General features: G+C 63.4%; 17 protein-coding genes and 1 other RNA gene. 6 read left to right on the forward strand and 12 right to left on the reverse strand.

Annotation, left to right across the window (positions count from 1 at the left end; all coding sequences use genetic code 11):
- Nucleotides 1-5 precede the first annotated feature (5 nt).
- Both E4M07_RS00535 and E4M07_RS00540 read right to left on the reverse strand, forming a co-directional pair.
- The gene (locus E4M07_RS00535) at nt 6-1,616 is read right to left on the reverse strand and encodes a glutamate synthase-related protein (protein WP_136656335.1); all 1,611 of its coding nucleotides are present in this window, start codon (nt 1,614-1,616) and stop codon (nt 6-8) included.
- A 25-nt stretch (nt 1,617-1,641) separates the two neighbouring features.
- The gene (locus E4M07_RS00540; RefSeq protein ID WP_136656336.1) at nt 1,642-2,898 is read right to left on the reverse strand and encodes a cation:proton antiporter; all 1,257 of its coding nucleotides are present in this window, start codon (nt 2,896-2,898) and stop codon (nt 1,642-1,644) included.
- A gap of 164 nt (nt 2,899-3,062) precedes the next feature.
- Here E4M07_RS00540 and E4M07_RS00545 point away from each other — a divergent pair, with 164 nt between their 5' ends.
- Together E4M07_RS00545 and E4M07_RS00550 are read left to right on the forward strand one after the other, a co-directional pair.
- On the forward strand, nt 3,063-3,680 hold the full coding sequence (locus tag E4M07_RS00545; RefSeq protein WP_136656337.1) for a sigma-70 family RNA polymerase sigma factor: 618 nt from the start codon (nt 3,063-3,065) through the stop codon (nt 3,678-3,680).
- Nucleotides 3,677-3,979 carry a zf-HC2 domain-containing protein gene (locus tag E4M07_RS00550; RefSeq protein WP_136656338.1) on the forward strand — a complete coding sequence of 101 codons (303 nt, stop codon included), beginning with the start codon at nt 3,677-3,679 and terminating at the stop codon, nt 3,977-3,979. The genes E4M07_RS00545 and E4M07_RS00550 overlap by 4 nt, the downstream gene beginning before the upstream one ends.
- Nucleotides 3,980-3,991: 12 nt before the next feature.
- Here E4M07_RS00550 and E4M07_RS00555 read toward each other — a convergent pair whose 3' ends face one another.
- The 6 genes from E4M07_RS00555 to E4M07_RS00580 form a co-directional block, all read right to left on the reverse strand.
- A complete protein-coding gene (locus E4M07_RS00555) occupies nt 3,992-4,972 on the reverse strand; it encodes an NAD(P)-dependent oxidoreductase (protein WP_136656339.1) in 981 nt (326 codons plus the stop codon).
- A 129-nt stretch (nt 4,973-5,101) separates the two neighbouring features.
- Nucleotides 5,102-7,081, reverse strand: coding sequence for a bifunctional 2',3'-cyclic-nucleotide 2'-phosphodiesterase/3'-nucleotidase (locus E4M07_RS00560; RefSeq protein WP_136656340.1), 1,980 nt, complete (start codon nt 7,079-7,081; stop codon nt 5,102-5,104).
- A gap of 151 nt (nt 7,082-7,232) precedes the next feature.
- The gene (locus E4M07_RS00565; protein WP_136656341.1) at nt 7,233-9,710 is read right to left on the reverse strand and encodes a UvrD-helicase domain-containing protein; all 2,478 of its coding nucleotides are present in this window, start codon (nt 9,708-9,710) and stop codon (nt 7,233-7,235) included.
- Between the two features lie 195 nt (nt 9,711-9,905).
- Complete coding sequence (locus E4M07_RS00570; RefSeq protein ID WP_136656342.1) at nt 9,906-10,958, reverse strand: serine/threonine protein kinase; 1,053 nt, start codon at nt 10,956-10,958, stop codon at nt 9,906-9,908.
- A gap of 111 nt (nt 10,959-11,069) precedes the next feature.
- Nucleotides 11,070-12,707 (reverse strand): chloride channel protein, encoded by a 1,638-nt coding sequence (locus E4M07_RS00575; protein ID WP_136656343.1) that lies wholly within the window; start codon nt 12,705-12,707, stop codon nt 11,070-11,072.
- Between the two features lie 12 nt (nt 12,708-12,719).
- Nucleotides 12,720-13,199 (reverse strand): thioesterase family protein, encoded by a 480-nt coding sequence (locus E4M07_RS00580; protein ID WP_136656344.1) that lies wholly within the window; start codon nt 13,197-13,199, stop codon nt 12,720-12,722.
- A 120-nt stretch (nt 13,200-13,319) separates the two neighbouring features.
- Between E4M07_RS00580 and E4M07_RS00585 the strand changes: the two genes are divergently transcribed.
- The gene (locus E4M07_RS00585; RefSeq protein ID WP_136656345.1) at nt 13,320-14,732 is read left to right on the forward strand and encodes an FAD-linked oxidase C-terminal domain-containing protein; all 1,413 of its coding nucleotides are present in this window, start codon (nt 13,320-13,322) and stop codon (nt 14,730-14,732) included.
- Nucleotides 14,733-14,893: 161 nt separating this feature from the next.
- Nucleotides 14,894-18,772 (forward strand): AsmA-like C-terminal region-containing protein, encoded by a 3,879-nt coding sequence (locus tag E4M07_RS00590; protein WP_281404971.1) that lies wholly within the window; start codon nt 14,894-14,896, stop codon nt 18,770-18,772.
- A 6-nt stretch (nt 18,773-18,778) separates the two neighbouring features.
- On the opposite strand, the gene E4M07_RS00595 is transcribed toward E4M07_RS00590, so the two are convergent.
- From E4M07_RS00595 to ssrA, 4 genes are all read right to left on the reverse strand, one after another.
- Entirely contained in the window at nt 18,779-18,997 is a 219-nt protein-coding gene (locus tag E4M07_RS00595) for a ribbon-helix-helix domain-containing protein (RefSeq protein WP_136656347.1), read from the reverse strand.
- Complete coding sequence (locus tag E4M07_RS00600) at nt 18,994-19,200, reverse strand: DUF4169 family protein (protein ID WP_136656348.1); 207 nt, start codon at nt 19,198-19,200, stop codon at nt 18,994-18,996. Before E4M07_RS00600 ends, E4M07_RS00595 begins: the two co-directional genes overlap by 4 nt.
- Nucleotides 19,200-19,763 (reverse strand): SspB family protein, encoded by a 564-nt coding sequence (locus tag E4M07_RS00605; RefSeq protein ID WP_246660328.1) that lies wholly within the window; start codon nt 19,761-19,763, stop codon nt 19,200-19,202. The genes E4M07_RS00600 and E4M07_RS00605 overlap by 1 nt, the downstream gene beginning before the upstream one ends.
- A gap of 92 nt (nt 19,764-19,855) precedes the next feature.
- Nucleotides 19,856-20,218, reverse strand: a transfer-messenger RNA (tmRNA) gene (gene ssrA / locus E4M07_RS00610).
- A 107-nt stretch (nt 20,219-20,325) separates the two neighbouring features.
- Between ssrA and E4M07_RS00615 the strand changes: the two genes are divergently transcribed.
- Complete coding sequence (locus E4M07_RS00615; RefSeq protein ID WP_136656350.1) at nt 20,326-21,120, forward strand: thymidylate synthase; 795 nt, start codon at nt 20,326-20,328, stop codon at nt 21,118-21,120.
- A complete protein-coding gene (locus E4M07_RS00620) occupies nt 21,117-21,650 on the forward strand; it encodes a dihydrofolate reductase (protein WP_136656351.1) in 534 nt (177 codons plus the stop codon). Before E4M07_RS00615 ends, E4M07_RS00620 begins: the two co-directional genes overlap by 4 nt.
- The last annotated feature ends 186 nt before the right edge of the window (nt 21,651-21,836 follow it).

Below are 21,836 nucleotides of genomic sequence, written 5' to 3' on the forward strand. Positions count from 1 at the left end.
TTGCTCTAGGAAACGCCGCCGTAGGCGACGCCGGACAGGTCGGCCATGTCCTTCTTCCAGGTGGTCAGGTCGTCGATGCAGAATTTCGACAGATGGTCGTGACCGCAGGCGCGGGCCATGACCTGCATCAGTTCAACTGATGCGCTGAAGAAATTGGTCAACCGTTCGGCGGACTTTTCGACGATCAACCGACTCACCAGGTGCGGTTTTTGCGTCGCGATGCCCACCGGGCAGTTGTTGGTGTGACAGGCGCGCATGGCGATGCAGCCGATCGCCTGCATGGGCGCGTTGGAGAGTGCGACGGCATCGGCGCCGAGGGCCAGCGCCTTGATGAAATCGGCCGGCTTCCTGAGGCCGCCGGTGATCACCAGTGTGATATCCGGGCGGCCGCTCGAATCAAGGTGCCGCCGGGCGCGGGCGAGGGCCGGGATGGTCGGCACCGAAATGTTGTCGCGGAAGATGATCGGCGCCGCGCCGGTGCCGCCGCCGCGGCCATCGAGGATGATGTAGTCGACATCGATGTCGAGGGCGGCGTCGATGTCCTTCTCGATATGCTGCGCCGACAGCTTGTAGCCGATCGGTATGCCGCCGGTGCGGTCGCGGACCTCATCGGCAAAATCCTTGATCTGACCCGTTTCCGTCCAGTCGGGGAAACGCGGCGGCGAGATCGCGGCTTCGCCCTCCTTCAGACCGCGCACCTCGGCGATCTTGCCCTTGACCTTGGGGCCGGGCAGGTGGCCGCCGGTGCCGGTCTTGGCGCCCTGGCCGCCCTTGAAATGGAAGGCCTGGACCTTTTCCAGCCTGTCCCACGCGAAGCCGAAGCGCCCGGAGGCGAGTTCGTAGAAATAACGGGAATTTTCCGCCTGCTCCTCCGGCAGCATCCCGCCTTCACCCGAGCAGATGCCGGTTCCGGCCAGTTCCGCGCCGCGCGCCAGCGCTACCTTGGCCGGCTCGGAAAGCGCGCCGAAACTCATGTCCGAGACAAAAAGCGGGATCTTCAGCCGCAGGGGCTTCTGCGCGTTCGGCCCGATGGTCACGTCCGTGCCGACGGGATCCTCGTCGAGCAGCGGCATACGGTGGAGTTGTGCCGTCAGGATCTGGATGTCGTCCCAGCCCGGCAGCTGCGTGCGCGGCACGCCCATCGCCTCGACCTGGCCGTGATGGCCGGTGTTCTTGAGCCCGGACCGCGCGTAGCCCTGGATGAGCCGGTTATGGGGTTCCTCCTCGGTGCCGTGACCGGTGTCCGCGTAGATGCCGAGATAGGCCTTGCGGTTGAAGGGCTGGGGATTGTCCTTCGCCCAGGCGAGGATCTCGTCTTCGTCGACAAGCACCTGGCCGTCCTCTATCCAGCTGGAGAATTTCGGCAGCGCCTCCTCGTTGGCATAGGCCGAAACGCCGGAATCGAGCCGGTAATCCCAGTTGTGAACGCCGCATATGAGGTTGCGTCCGCGCACGAAACCGTCGGCCATGAGGGCGCCGCGGTGCAGGCACCGGCCATAAAATACCGAGACGTCGTCGTCGAAACGCACGACGACGAGATCGACCTCGCCGACCAGCGCGTGTTCGGGCTTTCGGTTTTCCAGGTCGTCAAGGGCGATGATCGCCAGCTTATTCATGTCGGTTCCCCATCGTTGAGCATCTTCAGGTTTCAATACGGCCGGTTTTCAGCGGCTTCGCCGAGGCATCGACCGGCTGCGTTTCGGCGCACGGCCCCATGGCGCCGACCTTGGCGGCGTACCAGCGGGCGCCCGGCGCGGCGGTGAGGCCGTGCAGGAGGGCGCTGATCCACACGGCGTTGACGGCGAGCATGAGCACCGGCTCGGCCACCGGATGGTCGATCCGCGAGACGACCAGAAGCGCAAAGAGGGCGGTCGCCAGTCCGCGCGGGCCGAACCAGCCGAAGAACAGCCGGGTGACCGGCGAGGCATCGGTGCCGATCAGCGAGATCCAGATGGCGAGCGGGCGGGTGACGAACAGGCTCAGAAGGATGATTGCCAGCATCGGCATATCGAGATGGCGCACCGCCTCGGGCACCAGGGCGAGGCCGAGCAGGAAGAAGGCGCCCCAAGTGAGCAATTGCCCTTCGCTTTCAGTGAATTCGTACACGAACTTGCAGCGTCCCTTGACGACATTGCCGAAACACAGGCCGGCGACGAATGCGGCGATGAAACCGTTGCCGCCGATTTCGGTTGCTGCGAGATAGGTGCCGCCGGCCAAAGCAATGGCACCGACGCCCTCGAAGGTGTCCGCGGTTGCGTTTTTCCGCTTAGCCCACAGCAATATGGTGCCGCCGAGCAACCCGGTGACAATGCCGGCGAGCGGTCCGAGCAGGATCTGTTTGGCGCCGAAAACGAGCCAGTCCGTGTTGGTCCGGTCCATCGCTTCCGCGGCGAGGCTTGCGAAGAGCAACACCGCGGGAAGCGCGAGGCCGTCATTGAGGCCGCTTTCCACGGTCAGGGCCCGCCTCGGACGCTCCGGCACATCCGGATTGGTCACCACGGCCTGACCGAGCGCCGCATCGGTGGGGGCGAGGATCGCCGCGACCAGCGCGACGGCGACGATCGGCCACCCGGGAAGGAAGGGAAGAGCCAGCAGGGTGCCAAGGACAAGCGAAAGCGGCAGCCCGAGGACCAGCATGCGCACCGGCCAGATGTGGCGCCTGCGCAGGGTGGCGAGATCGATCTGCGCGGCGTCGAGGAACAGCAGCACAATCAGCGCGATCTCGGCGACAAGATGCAGCGTTTCTTCCGCACCGTGCGGCGACATGAACCCGGCTTCCGCCAGCAGCGCGCCAAAGCCGACAAAGAGCATCGGCGCCGTCAATACAGTCGACGAGAGCCGTTTGGCCACCATGGAATAGGCCACGGTAAACATGGCAAGAAGCAGTAAGCCCATCATTACCCAATCGCGTTTTGCTCGTTGTGACGCTGCCGGTCCACCCTGCGGTATCCTGGTGCGCTGCCTTGGCGGCTTATTGTCAGATGCAGGGGCGCTCAATAAGGTTACAGCGCATCGCCGGAATTTAGAAATATTACAGGCTGGGCGGCGAACGGGACGGGCGCGTGCGATCAGGCGGCAGACCAACGGCGATGGAGCCGGACGACGAAGCGGCGATCGCGAGTATCGCGGCCGGCGACCGGCCGGCGACGGAGGATTTCGTACGCAAGCACGGACCCTGGATGCTGTCCGTCGCGACACGCATCGTGCGCGATACGCACCATGCCGAGGACGCGGTCCAGAACGCATTTGCCAAGGTGTTCGACAATATCGGAGGCTTCGACGGTCGCTCCGCGCTCAAGACGTGGGTGCACCGGATCGTCGTCAATGAGAGCCTGATGCTGATGCGCAAGGCCAATCGGTCGCGGACCGTCGCAATTGACGAACTCCAGCCGGTATTCGACAATAACGGCTGCCGGATCGAGGACCGGTGGATGACCATGGAAACCCCGGAAACGCTGCTGGTGCGGTCGGATATCCGGGCGCAGGTAAGCGGGAAAATAGACCTATTGCCGGACAATTACCGTATCATTCTGGTCCTGCGCGACATCGAAGAACTGACGACGCAGGAGGTTTCGCAGCTACTCGGCATCAGCGAGGCGAACGTCAAGGTGCGCCTGCACCGCGCCCGGGCCGCGTTGAAGCGGCTGCTGGAACCACTGGTAAGAGGACAGGCGGTATGAGCAGAGCCGCACCCACGCTGATGCGACGCATCCACGGCATGATGTTCAAGCTGCCGCTGATGATCACCTGCGAGGCGTTCGAGGATTTTATCCTGGCCTACCTGGAGGACGAGCTTAGCGCCCGTCAGAGATTCGTCTTCGAGATGCACCTGAAGCTCTGCCGCGAGTGCCGGGAGTATCTGGCCGCTTACCGGGCGTCGCTCGAACTTGCGAAGGCCGGCGGCAAAGCGCCGGAGGAGACGCTGCCGCCGGTGCCCGACGACCTCGTGAAAGCCGTGCTCGACGCACGCAATCAATAATCATCGCTGCCTTCAGTCGACCGGGTAGGGGCCTTCGCTGAAGACTTCCTCATGATACCCCTTCGCACCGACCGCCTGCGCCATCGGGCCCAGCACGGGCTCTCCGGACTTAAGGCGCGAGAGCAGGAGGCCATGGTCGTAGATCGGCCGCCAGCCAAGTTCGCGACGCGCCCTGGCGTTGACGTAAACCCGGTCGATTTCGGGGAACATCTTCCAGCCGCGCCGGTCATATTCGGCGTAAAGGTCCGGCAGTTTGCGGCGCAGGACCGCGAACGGATCGGTGCGCAGCGCCGCCAGGTCGTCGATCGTGAACGGCGTCGTCGCGCTGATGATGAAGAGGTCGAACCCCTCGGAGCGCCGGTCGAGCGCGTTCAGATGGGCCATCGCGGCGTCTTCGATATCGACACGGCGGAACAGGAATTCGTTGGCCTTGACGTTCTCATCGGCGAAGGCCTCGCGGACGGCCCTGCGGTCGTCTTCCTCGGGAAAGAAGCGCGAGGTGCGCAGCACGGTCACCGGCAGGTCGTATTTGCGGGCGAACAGCCGGCCCAGATTTTCCGCCGACAGCTTGGTGATGCCGTAGATGTTCTTCGGCTGCGGCGCGACCTCCTCGGTAATCCATGCCGCAGGTTCGCCGGGCGGCGGGATCAGCGCGTCGCCGAAGACGCTTGTCGTGCTGGTGAAAACGAAGGACGAGACCTTCGCTTCAACAGCCTCCTCCAGCAGGTTGAGCGCGCCGGTCACGTTGGTGTCGACGAATTCCTGGCGGCCATGGGTCGCGACATGCGGCTTGTGCAGCGTCGCCGCGTGGATGACCGCGTCAACGCCGCGCATCGCTTCCCTGACGAATGACCGGTCGGCAATCGAGCCGACGAAATCGGTGTGCGAGGAGGGCGCAATGTCGAGACCGACGGCCTGTCGGCCGCCGCCGCGCAGAAGCCGCATGATCGCTTCGCCGAGATGCCCGGCGCTGCCGGTAACAAGGATCGTCATTTTCGGTTCGCCACCCGATTCGCTGGTTCCCGTCTATTTAGCCGAAATCTCCGGCTGCGCACCACAAACAAAGGCGCCGCCCGAAAGGGCGGCGCCTTCGCGATTGCAGTCAGGCCGGGACCGTTGCGCCTACATGGTGATGCGGTACTTGGCGAAGCCTTCCGCGCCTTCGCCGGCGGCCTCGATGTTGACGTCGCGCACGTCCTTCATGAAGTCCTTGGCCTTCGGTCCGGTCTCGAAGATGACCGTTGCGCCGTCGATTGGCTTGAAGGACCAGTTGCTGTCGGCGGACGGGTTGATCGTGCCCTTGTCGACGATGTAGCGGACAATCACGTCGCGGTTGGTGTCGGGCGCGATGAAAATGACCACATCGTCGTTGATGTCCGGGAAATTGCCGCCGCCGCCGGCGCGGTAGTTGTTGGTTGCAACGACGAATTTCTGATCCGGATCAATGGGTTCTCCGTTATACCTCAAATCGACGATGCGGTTTGCATCGGCATCGAGCAGTTCGCCCTTCGGATCGTATTTCGACGGCTGCGTGAGGTCGATCCTGTAGGTGACGCCGTCGATGACATCGAAATTATAGGACGGGAACGCGTTGTTGATGAGCGCCTGGTCCTTCTTGCCGGGCTCGACCTGGTTGAAGATGCCGGCGGAGCGTTCCAGCCAGTCCTTGACTTGCGCGCCGGTGATCGCGACGGCCCGCACGGTGTTCGGGTAAAGGTAAAGGTCGGAAACGTTCTTGATGGCGACATCGCCCGGCGCGACGTCGGTGTAGTAATCCGGGCCGCCGCGGCCGCCGGCCTTGAACGGGGCCGCCGCCGAGAGGATCGGAAGGCCCTCCCATTCGGTGCCTTTCATCATCTGGTCGATGTACCAGGTCTGCGCCTGGCTGACGATCTGCACGGACGGATCGTCGGCGACGAGCGCGAAATAGGAGTGCAGCGGCGCGGAGGTCTTGCCGACCGCCCGGCGCACGTAGGAAAGCGTCTCGTCGTGCTCCTTGGAAACGGAATCGAGAACATCCTGCTGATCCTCGACCAGCGGGATGATCTTGCGGCCGTCACGCTCGAAGATGGACGGCGCGGAGGTGGTGAAGCCGACGACCTTCCACGCGTTGCCGTCGCGCTCCAGCATCAGGTCGACGATGCCGAGATGCGAGCCCCAGAAACCGCCCATGGCGGCCGGCTTGCCGAACAACGTGCCTTTTTCGGCGTCAACGCCCGGCATGTCGGCATATTTCGGACCCGGGAAGACCAGGTGATGGTGGCCGGTGAGGATCGCATCGATGCCTTCGACATTGCCGAGGTGCAACGACGCGTTTTCCATGCCGTCGCTGCGGTCATTGGCGTCGATGCCCGAATGCGACAGGGCGACAACGATGTCGGCGCCGGCTTCCTTCATTTCCGGGACCCAGGCCATGGCGGAGTCGATGATGTCGCGGGCATTGGCCTTGCCCTCCAGGTGCCGGCGGTCCCAGTTCATGATCTGCGGCGGCACGAAGCCGATCAGGCCGATGCGGATCGGGTGCGGGTTGCCGTCGCCGTCCTTGATCGTCTTGTCGACGATGACATAGGGCTTCAGGAACAGTTCGTCGTCGCGGGGATTGGCGGCGAGCATGCCCTTGGTCACATTGGCGGAGACGACCGGGAACTTGGCGCCGTTGAGGGTCTTGAACAGGAAGTCGAGGCCGTAGTTGAACTCGTGGTTGCCGAGGGTCGACGCGTCGAAGCCAAGTGTGTTCATGGCCTGGACGATCGGGTGCATGTCGCCTTCCTTCATGCCGCGCTCGTAGGCGATGTAGTCGCCCATCGGGTTGCCCTGAAGGAAATCGCCGTTGTCGACGAGCAGCGAGTTCGTGGCCTCGTCGCGGAACTTGCGGATCAGCGTTGCTGTGCGGGAAAGGCCGACGGCGTCTGACGGACGGTCGCCATAATAGTCATAGGGAAAGACGTGGACATGCAGGTCGGTCGTTTCCATCAGGCGCAGGTGCGCCTGGTTTCCGGAGGCGAAGGCCGAGAAGGGATGAAGAAGCGCGAGCGAGCCGACGGCCGCGGTTCCGGCGAGGAACTGGCGGCGGTTGAGCTGGTCGAAGGATCGGATTGTCATGAATGTGCTCCCTTGCGGCAATCCGGAAGCAGCCTACCGCGGGGTGGCAGTGCCGGATTCGCCCGAATTAGAAGTTGTCGAATGGGACAGTGTAGTCCCCTGGATTATATGCGTCCACAATCACTGCAAATTTGTGACGGTGTCTGCCGGGTCACTTCGTCTTTTCGACGTAATTGTCGAGCACGCGCTTCTGGCCGGCCTTGTCGAAATCGATGGTCAGCTTGTTGCCGTCGATGGATGCGATGTTGCCGTTGCCGAACTTTAAGTGAAACACCCGGTCGCCGACGGAGAAGGCCGACGGCTCCTCGGAGACGGAGCGGGCAACGAGCTCGCCCTCGATGGTCCTGGCCTTGACGGAGCCGCGACCGGCGCCGTATCCGGAATCGGTTTCGCCGTAGCCGATGCGCTCGACCGCGTGGCCGGAGCGGGTGCCCCAGTTCTGCCGGGTCGCCTCGTTCCGGTTGGCCTGGGCGCGGCGCCAGCCGGGCGTGTTGTAACTGCCGGAGAAGGGTTCGGCCTCATCGAAGCGGGACACGCCATAGCCGCCGCCGGCCGCGGCAGCGCCATAGCCGCCATAGGACGTTTCGGGCTCGGCGACATCGGCGTGATCGGACGGCAATTCGTCAAGGAACCGCGAGGGAATGGTCGATTGCCACAGGCCGTGGATACGGCGGTTGGAGACGAACCAGATGTGGCAGTTGATCTTGGCGCGGGTCAGGCCGACATAGGCGAGGCGCCGCTCCTCTTCCAGCCCGGACCGGCCGCCCTCGTCGAGGGCGCGCTGATGCGGAAACAGGCCTTCCTCCCAGCCAGGCAGGAAGATCGTCTCGAACTCGAGGCCCTTGGCCGAATGCAGGGTCATGATCGAGACGGCGTCGAGGTCCTCGTTCTGCTCGGCGTCCATGACCAGGCTGACATGTTCGAGGAAACCGCGCATGGATTCGAAATCCTCCATGGAACGGATCAGTTCCTTGAGGTTGTCGAGCCGCCCGGGCGCGTCCGCCGACTTGTCGTTCTGCCACATCGTGGTGTAGCCGCTGTCTTCCAGGATCTGCTCGGCAAGTTCGGTGTGCGGCGTATTCTCCAGCAGCGACGACCAGCGCTGGAAGTTCTCCACGACGTCGGTGAGCGCCTTGCGCGGCCGGGGCTTCATCTCCTCGGTCATGACGAGGTCGGAGGCCGCCTTCAACAGCGGCAGGCCGCGGGCGCGCGCATAGTCGTGCAACTGGCGCACGGCGGCCTCGCCGAGGCCGCGCTTGGGCGTGTTGACTATGCGCTCGAAGGCGAGGTCGTCGGCCGGCTGGCACACGACGCGGAAATAGGCCATGGCGTCGCGGATCTCGAGGCGCTCGTAGAAGCGCGGGCCCCCGATGACCCGGTAATTAAGGCCGAGGGTGACGAACCGGTCCTCGAATTCGCGCATCTGGAAGGAGGCGCGCACCAGTATCGCCATGTCGTTGAGCCTGTGGTCGCGCCGCTGAAGCTGCTCGATCTCCTCGCCGACGGCGCGGGCTTCCTCTTCCGAATCCCAGGCGGCGTGCACCATGACCTTTTCGTGGTCATCATCCGCCTGGTCGGTGAAAAGGGTTTTTCCGAGCCGGCCCTCGTTGTGGGATATCAGATGCGATGCGGCACCCAGTATGTGCGCCGTCGAGCGGTAATTGCGTTCCAGGCGGATGACCACCGCGCCCGGAAAGTCCTTCTCGAAACGCAGGATGTTGTCGACCTCGGCGCCGCGCCAGCCATAGATCGACTGGTCGTCGTCGCCGACGCAGCAGACATTGTGCGAGCCCTGGGCGAGCAGCCGCAGCCACATGTACTGCGCGGTGTTGGTGTCCTGGTATTCGTCGACGAGGATGTAGCGGAACTTGTTGTGGTACTCCTTCAGTACATCCGGATGCTTCGTGAAGATGCGGATCGGATGGCACAGAAGGTCACCGAAATCGCTGGCATTGAGGGTCTTGAGACGATTCTGGTAGGCCTCGAAGAGCTCGCGCCCCTTGCCGTTGGCGAATGAGCGGGCATCGCCCTCGGGAATGTCCGCAGGCCCGAAGCCCTTGTTCTTCCACCCGTCGATCATCATGGCGAACTGGCGGGCGGGCCAGCGCTTGTCGTCGAGGCCCTCGGCCTGGATGAGCTGCTTGATCAGCCGGATCTGGTCGTCCGTGTCGAGGATGGTGAAGTCCGACCGCAGGCCGACGAGCTCGGCGTGGCGGCGCAACAGGCGCACGCCGATCGAGTGGAAGGTGCCGAGCCAGGGCATGCCCTCGACCGCGCCGCCGACCAGGACGCCGATGCGTTCCTTCATCTCGCGCGCCGCCTTGTTGGTGAAAGTGACGGCAAGAATCTGGCTGGGATAGGCCTTGCCGGTCGCCAGTATGTGGGCGATGCGGGTGGTCAGCACCCGCGTCTTTCCGGTGCCGGCGCCGGCCAGTACAAGCACCGGACCGTCAACGGTTTCGACCGCGCGCACCTGTTCCGGATTGAGGCCGTCCAGATAGGAGGCAGGACCGGCCTGCCGGTTGCGCGCCGCCATGGCGCGCGCGGCGATGCCGCCGCCCGCGGGTGCGGGCGGGTCCGTGCCATCGCCGTCACCGAAAAACGGTATGTCCTCATCCGGTTTGACCATCCCCTCCAATGTAGTGATTCGGGTGCGAAAGGCCAGCAACCAATGCGCTGCGCGAGCGGTTTTGTTCCTGAATCGTTCGATTCTGTCGCTGCTGGAACTGGCGCGGACAATATCGGCGCCGGACATGATCGAATCCTGCTGGAAAGCATACGCGCATATCTCGATGCCGAACCCGGGCGTCCCGGCTGACCGGTCTCACTTCTCCAGTCGCGAGAGGCGCCTGTCCGTCCAGTTGAGGCGCCCGTCGATGATCGGGCGCACGACGGATGCAAGATCCGGCTCGCGCTTGAGCACGTCGTCGAGCTCGGTGATCTGGTTCATGGCGATGAGGCGCAGCAGGTCGTCACGGATGCCGCCGTCGGCGCGGCGCGGCAGCTTTGCCACCGGTTGTGCCAGATCGATCTGGGCGTCCGCGTTGACTGCGGCAACAGCTTCATTGAGCTTCGGCAGGTCGAGCTCGGTCAGTCCCGTCTCGACGAAGGCGTAGATGCCGACGCCTTTTCGCGGCAACGGATAGAGCGCCAGGGCGACGGACGAGATCGCGGCGTCTTCCTCCAGCACCTTCCTGATCGACGGGCCTTCCCGGTCGATACGGTCGCCGGTGCCTTCGCCGTCGGACCAGGAGAACAGCCCGCGGGTGACAAGGTTGTAGATCTTCTTGCCGGTGGCCATCCAGATCCGCGACGGCAGCGATTTGCGCGCCAGGATGCGACGCTCGGTCGCCGTCATCAGGTGCGGCGCGAAGGACCGCTTCTGCTTGATGCAATGGCGCAGGTCCTCATAGGCCATGATGCGAAACATCCGGCCCTTGCGGCCGTGGCAGGAGGCAAGCTGGAAATCGATCACCGCCGCCGTGCCGTCCGCCAGCATCAGCCAGTTCTGCGGCTTCGCCAGGTCGTTGTGGGTGATGCCGCGGCGCCGCATGTCACGCAGCAGGCGGCGCGCGTCGCGGTACCAGACCGGTGATTGCGGGCGCGCGAGATGCAAGGGCGTGCCGTCTGTCCACGATCGGAACAGACCGTCCGCGTCGACCTCGATGATGTCGGGCGTGCCCTTTATGCCGGAAACGGCGCGCAGCGCCCGGATTTCCCGCTTGGCCAGGAACCAGGCGAGCGGCCGCGACCAGAGCGGCGAGGCGGTGACGATGCGGCGCGCCACCCGAATGTCCGGCCGGTCGGCGAAGTGGCCGGCGCGGGTTTCGGAGAACACATCGCGCTTGAACACCGTATCCGATACAAATTCCGCCATCAGAACCTCACAAGATTCCGCAATGCTCTAAGCGATCAATGCTGGCGGTGCAACGCAAAGCGGCTTTCAAATCCGAGATTTAAGTCGGAATATTCCGATTTCCCGCACCGCCTAGCAGTGTTCCTCCTCCGACGCGTCGATCAGCCGCTTGTTGAAATAGGCAAGGGCCTTGACCTGTTCCGCCCAGCCCACGACGGTCTTGCCCTCGACCTCGTCGACCACCGGCAAGCGCGGATGTCCGCCGGAATCGAAGGTGCGCAGCGCCTTTTCAAGTGTGTCGGTGGGCCGCAGGCTTGGTATGCCCCGCTCGGGGTCGTAGGTCTCGGGCGGATCGTCGGGTTTGACCGTGGTCATGAAGTCCATGACCCGGGTGCTGGTCATCATCGCCCTGTGTGGGCCGGCCTGGACGAAGAGGCCGCGCATTTCAAGCTGCCACTGGAAATAGGAATGGCCGTGGATCGCCTGCGTCAGGCCGTGGGCGATGGCAACGGTCAGCAAGAGTGCGATCGAGAGCTCATAGCCGCCGGTCAGCTCGAAGACGATCAGCGTCGTCGAGATCGGCGCACCGAGCACCGCGCCGGCGACGGCGCCCATGCCCAGGATCGAATAGAGCGCCTGGCTGGAGGCCAGGTCGGGAAACACGGTGGCGGCGACGATGCCGTAGGCACCGCCGGTCATCGCACCCAGGTAAAGCGCCGGCGAAAAGATGCCGCCGCCGAACCGCGAGGCAAGCGTGATGGCGGTCGCCAGTGTCTTTGCAACGATGAGGACCAGCATCATGATGAGCGGCAGCCGGCCCCAAAGGGCAAGGTCCGTCGCCTCGTATCCGACGCCCAGAATATGTGGCAGGAAAACGCCCATTCCGCCGATCGCGATGCCGCCGAGAACCGGCCGCAGCCATAGCGGCATGGTGACCTTGCGGGCCAGGAAGTCGGCGGAAAACAGCGAGAACTGGAAGGTGATGGCCACGATTGCCGAGACGAGGCCGAGCAGGGCAAAGGCCGGAAATTCCCAATAGGAGGTGACGTGGTATTCCGGCACGACGAAAGCGGCGGATTCGCCGAACCAGCCGCGCGAGATGACGGCGGCGCCGCTCGAGGCGATGACGATGGGAACGAAGGCGCGCAGCGCGAAATGGCCGAGGATGACCTCATGCGCGAACAGCACGCCGGCAAGCGGGGCGTTGAAACTCGCCGAGATCGCCGCCGCGACACCGGCGCCGAGCAGGGTGCGCTTCGACCACTCGGGAAGGCCGGTTCGCCGCGCCGTGTGGTTGGCGATGGTCGCGCCGAGATGGATCACCGGTCCCTCGCGGCCGGCGCTGGCGCCCGAACCGAGGGAGATCACGGTGATGAGGGCCGAATTCAGACCGTCGCGCAGTCCGAGCTTGCGGCCGGTCAGCGCCCGCGCCTCGATGACGTCGGCAACCGAAAGGGTACGCCGCTGCGGCATCAGCGTCTGCAGCAATATGCCGACGACCAGGCCGCCGACGACCGGCGCGAGAAAGACCAGGTACCAGGGCGTATTGCGGGCCGCCGATATGATCCGCTCGCTGCTGTCGCGCAGCCACAGGAGCTGCACCGCGCCGATCATCTCGCGAAACAGGATGGCGGCGACGGTCACGGCGACGCCGATGACCAGCGAAAGCAGCCACAGCCTTGGTTGCCGTTCTCCCACGAAGCTTCTGATATTCGGCGTAACCCATTGACGTATCTGGTTTGGCAGGGTTCGGATGAAATCGGGAAGCATGGGTCTGACGGTTTACTTCTTGTTGATTTTTATCCGGCGACCGACCCGTTCCGGATAGGCAAGTTCGGCATGGGCCCGGTGCATTTCGGCGACCTTCGATGCCATCGGCTCGGGGATCGGTGCGACCTTGGGGCCGGATGCGTCGATATGCAGGTAAAGGGCCTCCGAGGTCGCGGCCACCCATCCGTCATCGTGGATCAACTCGCTGTAGGCGTGCAGGCGTTTTTCGTCGAAATCCAGAAGCTGGAATGTCGCCGTCACCCGGGCGCCGAGATGCAGTTCGCGCAGGTAACACACATGCACCTCCGCGACGTAAAAACTGAGACCGCGCTCTTTGACGTATTCCTCGGTAAGCCCGATCGCCTCGAAAGCGTGGTCGGCGCAGCGGTCGAACAGCACGTTGTAGTAGGCCATGTTCAGATGGCCATTGTAGTCGATCCAGGAGGCCTCGATTTCCGCTGCCGGCGCCCTCAACGGCGCTGCCCGTGCCATGCCGATCTCCCTCAATACGCTTTACAAATTGCCAACATGACTCTTTCAATCTGCGGCCACAAGGGGCATCCTGCGCGCAAAGAATGAACGAGTACTGAACGGCAATGGAGATACGGGCCCATGAGCTTGTCCGACGTCATCACCGGTGACAGAAACGAAGACGGAATTGCGGCGGTGGTCGGCGTTCTCAAACAGCGTTTCGGGGAGCGGCTCAACACCGGCGTATCCATGCGCGAGCAGCACGGGCATACGACCACATATCTTCCGAACCAGCTTCCCGACGCGGTCGTCTTTCCCGAATCCGCCGAAGAGGTGAGGGACATCGTGCGGATCTGCGCCGACCACAAGGTACCGGTCATTCCGTTCGGAACGGGGACGTCGCTGGAGGGACATGTCAACGCGCCGTCCGGCGGCATCTGCATCGACATGATGCGCATGAACCGCATCCTCAAGGTAAATGCCGAAGATCTCGATTGTGTGGTCGAGCCCGGGGTGACGCGCGAGGATCTCAATGTTCATCTGCGCGATACCGGCCTGTTCTTTCCGATCGACCCGGGCGCCAATGCCTCGATCGGAGGCATGACCGCGACGCGGGCTTCCGGAACCAACGCGGTCCGCTACGGGACGATGAAGGACAATGTCCTGTCGCTGACGGTGGTTACCGCCGACGGGCGCGAGATCAGCACGGGAACGAGGGCGAGGAAATCCTCCGCCGGCTACGATCTTACCCGGCTTTTTGTCGGTTCGGAGGGAACGCTCGGGGTTGTGACCTCGATCACCCTGCGCCTATTCGGCATTCCGCAGTCGATCACCGCGGGCGTCTGCCCGTTTCCGAGTGTCGACGACGCGGTCAACACGGTCATCATGACCATCCAGATGGGCATTCCGGTCGCGCGCATCGAACTGCTCGACACGCTGTCGATGCGGGCGACCAACGCCTATTCGGGCCTGAACTATCCGGAGAGCCCGGCATTGTTCGTCGAGTTTCACGGAACCGATGCCTTTGCGGCGGAACAGGCGGAGCAATTCGGCGAGATCGCGGCGGAATTCGGCGGCGGCGACTTCCTCTGGGCCTCGGAGCAGGAGGAACGCAACCGGTTGTGGAAGGCCCGTCACAACGCCTACTGGTCGGGGCTGCAACTGCGGCCCGGTGCCGACGGCGTGACGACGGATGTGTGCGTGCCGATCTCGCGGCTCGGCGAATGTATCCGGGCGACGCAGGAGGATATCGAGGAAACCGGGTTGATCGCCCCGATCGTCGGCCACGTGGGCGACGGAAACTTCCACGTCATGCTGCTGATCGACCGGCAAAGGCGGGACGAGATCGACATGGCGGAAGCTTTCATAGAGCGGCTGACCGAACGGGCGCTGTCGATGGAAGGGACCTGCACCGGCGAACACGGCATCGGACAGGGCAAGAAATCGGTGCTGGTCAAGGAGCTCGACGGAGCGATCGAACCGATGCGGCAGATCAAGGCCGCACTCGATCCCGACAATATCATGAATCCCGGGAAGATCTTTCCGCCAGCCTGAATCCGTAATCGCCGCAGGTGCCATCAAATTGTCATGACGCGGCTGAAATAGGCGTATAGTATGGCGGGCGCCGTGGTCCTCGAGAGGATTGTTACCGGTTTCGGGGTATCGAAACTGTCGGCGTGTCTTGCGTCTGCATGAGGTTGTGAACCCTGGTTCGATTGTTCGTTTTTTTTGGCGGTCTTCTGGTCTTGGCGCTGTTTGCAGCGCTGATCGGGCCCTATTTTGTCGACTGGTCAAGCTACCGGCAGGAATTCGAGCGCGAAGCCGGCCGGATTCTCGGCCAGAAGGTCCAGGTGCTGGGCGATGCGGATGCGCGCATCCTGCCGTTCCCGTCCGTGAGTTTCGACAACGTCGTTGTCGGCGAGAGCCAGGACGGCCGGCCGATGATGACGATCGACCGTTTTTCGATGGACGCCGAGCTTGCACCGTTCCTTAGCGGCGAAGTCAGGATTTTCGACATGCGGATCGAAAATCCGAAAGCGATCGTGCGGCTTTCGCCGACCGGCGAACTCGACTGGGCGCTGCGTAGCCAGAAGAGCATTCCCGGGGATTCGCTGACGTTCGAGAGCATCACCGTCAGCGGCGGCGAAGCGCTCGTCGTTGACGATCAGAACGGCCGCGAGCACTGGCTGCAGGACCTCAACATGCAGATGTCGGCGAAATCGATCGCCGGTCCCTGGCACATGGAGGGCAGCGCCGAGATCGACGGTTACAGGAGCGGCTTCTCCCTGATGACCGGGGCGAGGACCGAGGAAGACAGGATACGCCTGAAGGCCCGTGTGCTGCCGGAGGCGCTGCCCGTGTCGGTCGACCTCGAGGGCGACCTTCGTGTCGAGGACTTGAAGCCGCAATACAAGGGCACGTTCGAGGTGCGTGCGCTCGATCCGGCGAAGGTCCAGGCGGAGAACGGCACAACGGCGAAGACCGGCAGGCGGCCCATCTACGCGCGCGCCACAGGTGTCTTCGAACTCAACAACGAGCGGCTGCGGATCGAGGATTACCGGCTGGAGACGGGGCCGCCCAACGATCCGTATATCGTTTCCGGCGAAGCCACCTTCGATACCGGCCGCAATCCCGAATTCCTGCTGATTGCCGACGGACAGCAGCTCAATCTGGCGCGGATGACCACCGGCCAGGGCGACGACCAGGCGGCGCCCGCGTCGCTGTCGCTCGGCGAGCGGCTTGCCGGACTTCGCCGGTTGCTGTCGCTTGCCCCCGTGCCGCAAATGCCGGGACGGGTCTCCGTTGCGCTTCCCGCGATCCTTGCCGGCGACACGACGGTGCGGGATGTGCTCATCGAGGCGACGCCCGACGGCACCGCCTGGAAGATCGGGCGGATGGAGGCGAAACTGCCGGGCAGGACCCAGTTCCTGGCCGCCGGCCGTCTCGGTGTCGGTGCCGATTTCGGCTTTTCCGGCGAGGTCATCGTCGCCTCCAATCAGCCGTCCGGCTTCGCATCCTGGCTGACCGACAGCGTCGATCCCGCGATCCGGCGCCTCGAAGCGGCCGGCCTGTCCGCGAAGGTCGACCTGTCGACACAGCTGCAACGCTTCGACGAATTGGAGATCGCGGTCGGTGCGGCAATCCTCAAGGGCCGGCTCGAGCGCGTCGTTCCGATCCAGGGCAGGCCGTCGCTTTCGCTCATCCTCGAGGGCGACGAGGTCGATGTCGATGCGCTGCGGGCGTTTACCGGGCTGATCGTCGGCGACAACCACGAGAGCCGGCTGGCGGGACACGATGTCAGCGCCAGGCTGAGCGCCGGCCGTTTTCTCGCCTCCGGCGTCACCGCCGGCGACGCGGATCTGGCACTGCGCCTGAAAGGCGGCACGCTCGATATCGACCGGCTGACGATCAACGACCTCGCGGGTGCATCGGTGTCGGGCGTCGGGCGGCTCGAGAACATCTTCACATCCCCGGTCGGAGACATCGATCTCAGCGTCCTGACGGAAAACAGCCGGCCGCTGTTCGCCCTGATGTCCGAGCTTGGCGGCGCGCACCCGGTCCTCGACCATCTGCGTGACAATGCGGCGCTGTTCGGGGAGACGACGATCGACGTGCAGGCGCAGTTCGCGCCGCTCGGCAGTGATCGCACGTCCCTATCGTCGCGGATTCGCGGGCGCTCGGGCGGCAGCCGTTTCAATGTCCTGGTCGAACGCGCGGATGCCTTTGCGCCGCTGGACACCGGGCAATTGTCCGTCACCGCCGACGTCAGCAGCAGCGCGCCGCGCAGGCTCCTGGCGCAGGTCGGCATCGACAGCCTGCCGGTGGATCTTTCCGGACCGGCGATCCTGGACGTGCGGCTGGACGGCATTCCGGCAAAACAGCTCGACTTTTCCCTCGGCTACGATGCGCCCGACACCCAGCTTTCGGCTCGCGGGACCGGATGGCAGGACGAGGACAGGGCGCTGCAGGGGGAATTCCGGCTGACGCTCTCCTCCAATGACCTGACACCGTATCTTGCCATGAACGGCATCAATGTCATCGATCCTGGATTTGGAATGCCGGCGGAGATCCATGCGGATGTGAAAACCACGGCCCGCGACTATCAACTGACGGATCTTCAGGGAAATGTCGGGGACAGTGAATTTACCGGTGAAGTCGCTTTTTCGCGCGGCGCGGAAATTGCCGATATCACAGGCTCGGTGGCGCTGACGGAAATGGACCTCGCATGGCTCGCGGAACTGATGCTCGGTCCCGGTACCACTTTGTCCGGAACCGAGCCGTGGTCCGCCGCGTCCTTTCTGCCGCCTTTGCAAGACAACCTGGAATTCGATCTCGACGTCAGTGCGCAAAGGGCGCTTCTTTATGTCGGTCCGGACGCGACGAGCTGGTCCGGAAAACTGGTGCTGAAGGACAACGAGCTTCAGTGGCGCGATGTGAAGGCCGACTGGCTTGGCGGCAGGCTCGAGGGCGCCCTGACGCTCGCCAACCGCGACTCCACGGCGCTTCTGTCGGGTCAGCTCCAGCTCTCGGATGCCGAACTCGGCCCCTTGATGTGGAAGCGCGGAGGCTTTCCGATCGCAACCGGGAAACTCGATGTGTCCGCTTCATTCGAGGGCGCCGGGAAATCGGTTCAGGAAGTTGTCGCATCGCTGTCGGGCTCCGGCATTGTCGAAACCAGCGGGCTCGAACTTGCGGGCCTTGAAAACGAGTCGCTTGCACCGATCCTGGCGGCGGCGGACGATGAAGGCTTCGAGGTCGAGGGCGACAATGTCAAAGTGCTGACGGACCGGATCGTGTCGAGCGGCAACTACTACGCCGACGCGGTCACGGTGCCCTTCACCATGGCTGCCGGCACGCTGCGCATGCCCAACATCGTGATGACCGACGCCGGTGCCACGGTCCGCGGCGAAGCGCGCATCGATCTTGTCGACGAGGCGGTCGACGCGCGGTTCGATGTGGAATTCGACCCGGAGGACAGCGCGTTGACCGGCGCCGCGCCAGCGCTGAGCCTCGCCTTCCTGGGTCCGGTCACGGCACCGGACCGGATGCTTGACGTGGCCGAACTCACCAATTTCCTTTCGCTGCGCGCTTTTGAGCGCGAGCGCCGGAGGGTGGAGATCCTGCAAGCCGTCGTGCTGGAAAACCAGCGCATGCGCCGCGAGGCGCTGCTCGCCAAGCAGCAGGAAAAGGCCTATCGCGATGCCGCGCAGGAGCGGCGGCGCATCGAGCGCGAACGCGCACGCGAACTCGAAACGGAAGAGGAGGCGCGCCTTGAGCAGGAAAGGCTGGCGCGGCTCGAAGCGGAAGAAGATGAAAGAAAGCAGGCCGAGGAAGCTGCGCTGAGGGCCCGGGAGGAAGAGCTGGAAAGGCAGCTCGACGCGGCCGCCCGGCGCGCCGCCGACCGGATGTCGCGTCCGCCCCAGGACGATTTCCTGCAGCAGCTCGAGGACGCCGTGCGGCAGGCGGACGAGCGGGCCACCCAGGGCAGCGGCTCGTCCGGCAGCATCACGCGGCTGCCCGTTCCGTCGGAGCGCGGCGCGCAAAGCGGCGGCAACGCGCTGCCGGAACTCAATTTCGATGCGCTCAACAACTGAATTTGTCTAAAGCGTATTTCCCGATCTGAGCCAGTCGAGGACGCACAGCCGCATGGCCGAAGACAGGTTGGCGTCGGGGCGCCGGTTTTCATCGATATCGGCGATGAGCGCGGCCAGGGAGATGCCGCGCGCCGTGGCTATGGCCTTCAGCGCCTGCCAGAACTCGTCTTCGAGTGAAATGCTCGTGCGGTGACCGCGAATTGTGACCGAGCGCTTGCGGATCATTTCTTCGGTCGGGTTGACGGCGCCGGCTGCTCGAGCCGCTTTTGGTCGTGCTGCGCCCGTTCCCGACGATTGATACGATCCGTCTCGGTCTTCTCCGCCTTGGTCCGCCCGAAGGAAATGCGGTTCTGTTCGGCGGTCTTTTCGCGTTCCTGCCGGGCCTTGCGTTTTCTGTGGCGGCGCAGATTTACGACTTCGGCCGACATCAGTTCTTCTTGCGGAAAGCGTCCAGCGAGACGACATCGGCACCGGACTTGTCGTCGTCCTTCTCGTCACCGCCGGTTTCTGCCGGCTCCGCTTCGGCGGTGACGGCGTCCTCGGCTTCCGTTTCCGGCTCGGCCTCCGCCTCGAGGGTGTCTTCGTCGACTTCCGTGAGGCCGAGGGTCTCGGCCGGCAGGTCCTCGTTGTCGGCCATCATCGTATCGAACTCGAGTTCGAAATTGACCGACGGATCATAGAAGCCGCGAATGGCGGCGAACGGTATGTGCAGTTTCTCCGGTTTGTCGGAAAACGAAAGACCGATCTCGAAGTAACTCTCGGTGACCTTCAGGTCCCAGAACTGGTGCTGGATGACGATGGTCATCTGCTCGGCGTATTTTTCCTTCAGATAAGGAGAAATCCGCACGCCCGGGGCGTTGGTCAAGAAGGTGATGAAAAAATGGTGTTCGCCCGGCAGGCTCCCGGTCGCGGCGACTTCCGACAGTACTTTGCGAATAACTCCTCGCAACGCCTCCTGCGCCAGTATGTCGTATCTTATGTGATCCTGCACTTGCATATTCCGCCTTATGTGTAAGTACCGTGATACACATCCTCGATTGGACGCTCAATATAACGATTGAAAATATCCTTCATAAAAAGAAAAGTGGAGGCTTCTGTTGCCAGGTGCCTCCGAACCCCGCCTGACCGTGCGACCGGTCAGGAGTTTAATTGAAGCTGTCGCACCGCATTAAGCGGCGAGACGTGCTTCCGCATAGTTGTCGTTTGCAACTATTGAGTCGGCCCGATAACGGCGGAACCATGCCGGGCAAAAAGTTGATCTTTACGCCCTCGTCGATCCTGTGTCGCCCCCAACTCAACCGGCTCTTAGCTGTGATCCAGCCGTTTGTGGTGGAGGCGCCGGGTACTGCCCCCGGGTCCGATGGGTTTATTGCATCTTCCGTTTATTGCCATAGCTGCCGAAACAGCACTTTAGATATAAGGCTTTGCGCCGTTCTTGAAAAGGGCCGCTGGAAATGGCGCCGGGGCGCGTTCGGCTATCGCCGACAATGCCGTTTTGTGTCCCGACCGGTGGGCTTATGATGGTCCGGCGCGAATCGGTGCGGGAGCAGGCCATGCAGCAATATCACGATCTATTAAGGCGGGTCCTTGAAACGGGCGTTGACCGCGGAGACCGCACGGGCACGGGCACACGATCGGTGTTCGGCCACCAGATGCGCTTTGACCTGGCCGACGGTTTCCCGGTCCTGACCACCAAGAAACTGCACCTGCGCTCCATCATCATCGAACTGTTGTGGTTCCTCAGGGGCGACACCAACATCGCCTGGCTGAAGGAGAACGGCGTTTCCATCTGGGACGAATGGGCCGACGAAAACGGCGAGCTCGGCCCCGTTTACGGCTACCAGTGGCGGTCCTGGCCGGCTCCCGACGGCAGGACAATCGACCAGATCGGCAATGTGGTCGAAGCCATCAGGACCAATCCGAACTCGCGAAGGCACATGGTATCGGCCTGGAACCCGGCGCTGGTCGACGAGATGGCGCTGCCGCCCTGTCACTGCCTGTTCCAGTTTTACGTGGCCGAGGGGCGGCTGTCCTGCCAGCTCTACCAGCGCTCCGCGGACATCTTCCTGGGCGTTCCCTTCAACATCGCGTCCTACGCGCTGCTGACGATGATGATTGCGCAGGTCACCGATCTCGAACCCGGCGACTTCGTGCTGACGCTGGGCGATGCGCATCTGTATGCCGACCACATGGAACAGGCGCAACTGCAACTGAGCCGCGATACGCGGCCGCTTCCGGTCATGCGCATCAATCCCGACATCAGGGACCTGTTCGCCTTCCGGTTCGAGGATTTTATGCTCGAGGGGTACGATCCCCATCCCCACATCGCCGCAAAGGTCTCGGTATGAGCCATTTGGCGGACGGAAACGTGGAGATAACGATGGTCGTGGCGGTGGCGCGCAACGGCGTGATCGGCCGCGACGGTGCGATGCCCTGGCGGCTGTCGACGGACCTGAAGCGCTTCAAGGCCATCACCATGGGCAAGCCGGTATTGATGGGGCGCAAGACCTTCCAGTCCATCGGCAAGCCGCTGCCCGGCCGGCACAATATCGTCGTGACCCGGGATCCGTCCTTTCAAGCCGAGGGCGTGGAAACCTGCGCGAGCCTCGACGCTGCGCTCGCCAGCGCGCGCAAACAGGCCGCGGACAACGGCCAGAGCGAGATCTGCGTCATCGGCGGGGGCGAGATTTACCGCCAGGCGATGCCGTTTGCGCACAATATCCATTTTACGCAGGTCGACAGCGAGCCGACCGGGGACACCCGTTTTCCAGAAATCGATCCACAGATTTGGGCGCTGCAAACGGAGGAGGCGATTGCGGCCGGCGAGAAGGACAGCGCGGCAACGATTTACAGGCATTACAGACGCATAGATGCCTGAGCGGGCGGACCGGCCGCGTTGAAAGCCGGTTCTTTAGTACCTATAACCCCAATTACGCCAAGTTGCGTGCGCAGGAATATGCCTTGACCTTGTCCCATGGTCGTGCAAATCGATGCGGCGAGACAGGAAAACTGCAAGGATCAGCCCTATTTGTCCGGGAAGAATCCCGAAAATTCAACAAATTGT

It is taken from the genome of Nitratireductor sp. XY-223 (assembly GCF_004959855.1).
Lineage (GTDB): Bacteria > Pseudomonadota > Alphaproteobacteria > Rhizobiales > Rhizobiaceae > Hoeflea_A.

What these genes read in the sequence shown, in the direction of transcription:
- E4M07_RS00535 (WP_136656335.1), bottom strand. Translation starts at nt 1,616, where the DNA reads ATGAATAAGCTGGCGATCATCGCCCTTGACGACCTGGAAAACCGAAAG.
- E4M07_RS00540 (WP_136656336.1), bottom strand. Translation starts at nt 2,898, where the DNA reads ATGATGGGCTTACTGCTTCTTGCCATGTTTACCGTGGCCTATTCCATG.
- E4M07_RS00600 (WP_136656348.1), bottom strand. Translation starts at nt 19,200, where the DNA reads ATGTCGGCCGAAGTCGTAAATCTGCGCCGCCACAGAAAACGCAAGGCC.
- E4M07_RS00550 (WP_136656338.1), top strand. Translation starts at nt 3,677, where the DNA reads ATGAGCAGAGCCGCACCCACGCTGATGCGACGCATCCACGGCATGATG.
- E4M07_RS00580 (WP_136656344.1), bottom strand. Translation starts at nt 13,199, where the DNA reads ATGGCACGGGCAGCGCCGTTGAGGGCGCCGGCAGCGGAAATCGAGGCC.
- E4M07_RS00615 (WP_136656350.1), top strand. Translation starts at nt 20,326, where the DNA reads ATGCAGCAATATCACGATCTATTAAGGCGGGTCCTTGAAACGGGCGTT.
- E4M07_RS00555 (WP_136656339.1), bottom strand. Translation starts at nt 4,972, where the DNA reads ATGACGATCCTTGTTACCGGCAGCGCCGGGCATCTCGGCGAAGCGATC.
- E4M07_RS00595 (WP_136656347.1), bottom strand. Translation starts at nt 18,997, where the DNA reads ATGATCCGCAAGCGCTCGGTCACAATTCGCGGTCACCGCACGAGCATT.
- E4M07_RS00565 (WP_136656341.1), bottom strand. Translation starts at nt 9,710, where the DNA reads ATGGTCAAACCGGATGAGGACATACCGTTTTTCGGTGACGGCGATGGC.
- E4M07_RS00570 (WP_136656342.1), bottom strand. Translation starts at nt 10,958, where the DNA reads ATGGCGGAATTTGTATCGGATACGGTGTTCAAGCGCGATGTGTTCTCC.
- E4M07_RS00620 (WP_136656351.1), top strand. Translation starts at nt 21,117, where the DNA reads ATGAGCCATTTGGCGGACGGAAACGTGGAGATAACGATGGTCGTGGCG.
- E4M07_RS00575 (WP_136656343.1), bottom strand. Translation starts at nt 12,707, where the DNA reads ATGCTTCCCGATTTCATCCGAACCCTGCCAAACCAGATACGTCAATGG.
- E4M07_RS00560 (WP_136656340.1), bottom strand. Translation starts at nt 7,081, where the DNA reads ATGACAATCCGATCCTTCGACCAGCTCAACCGCCGCCAGTTCCTCGCC.
- E4M07_RS00585 (WP_136656345.1), top strand. Translation starts at nt 13,320, where the DNA reads ATGAGCTTGTCCGACGTCATCACCGGTGACAGAAACGAAGACGGAATT.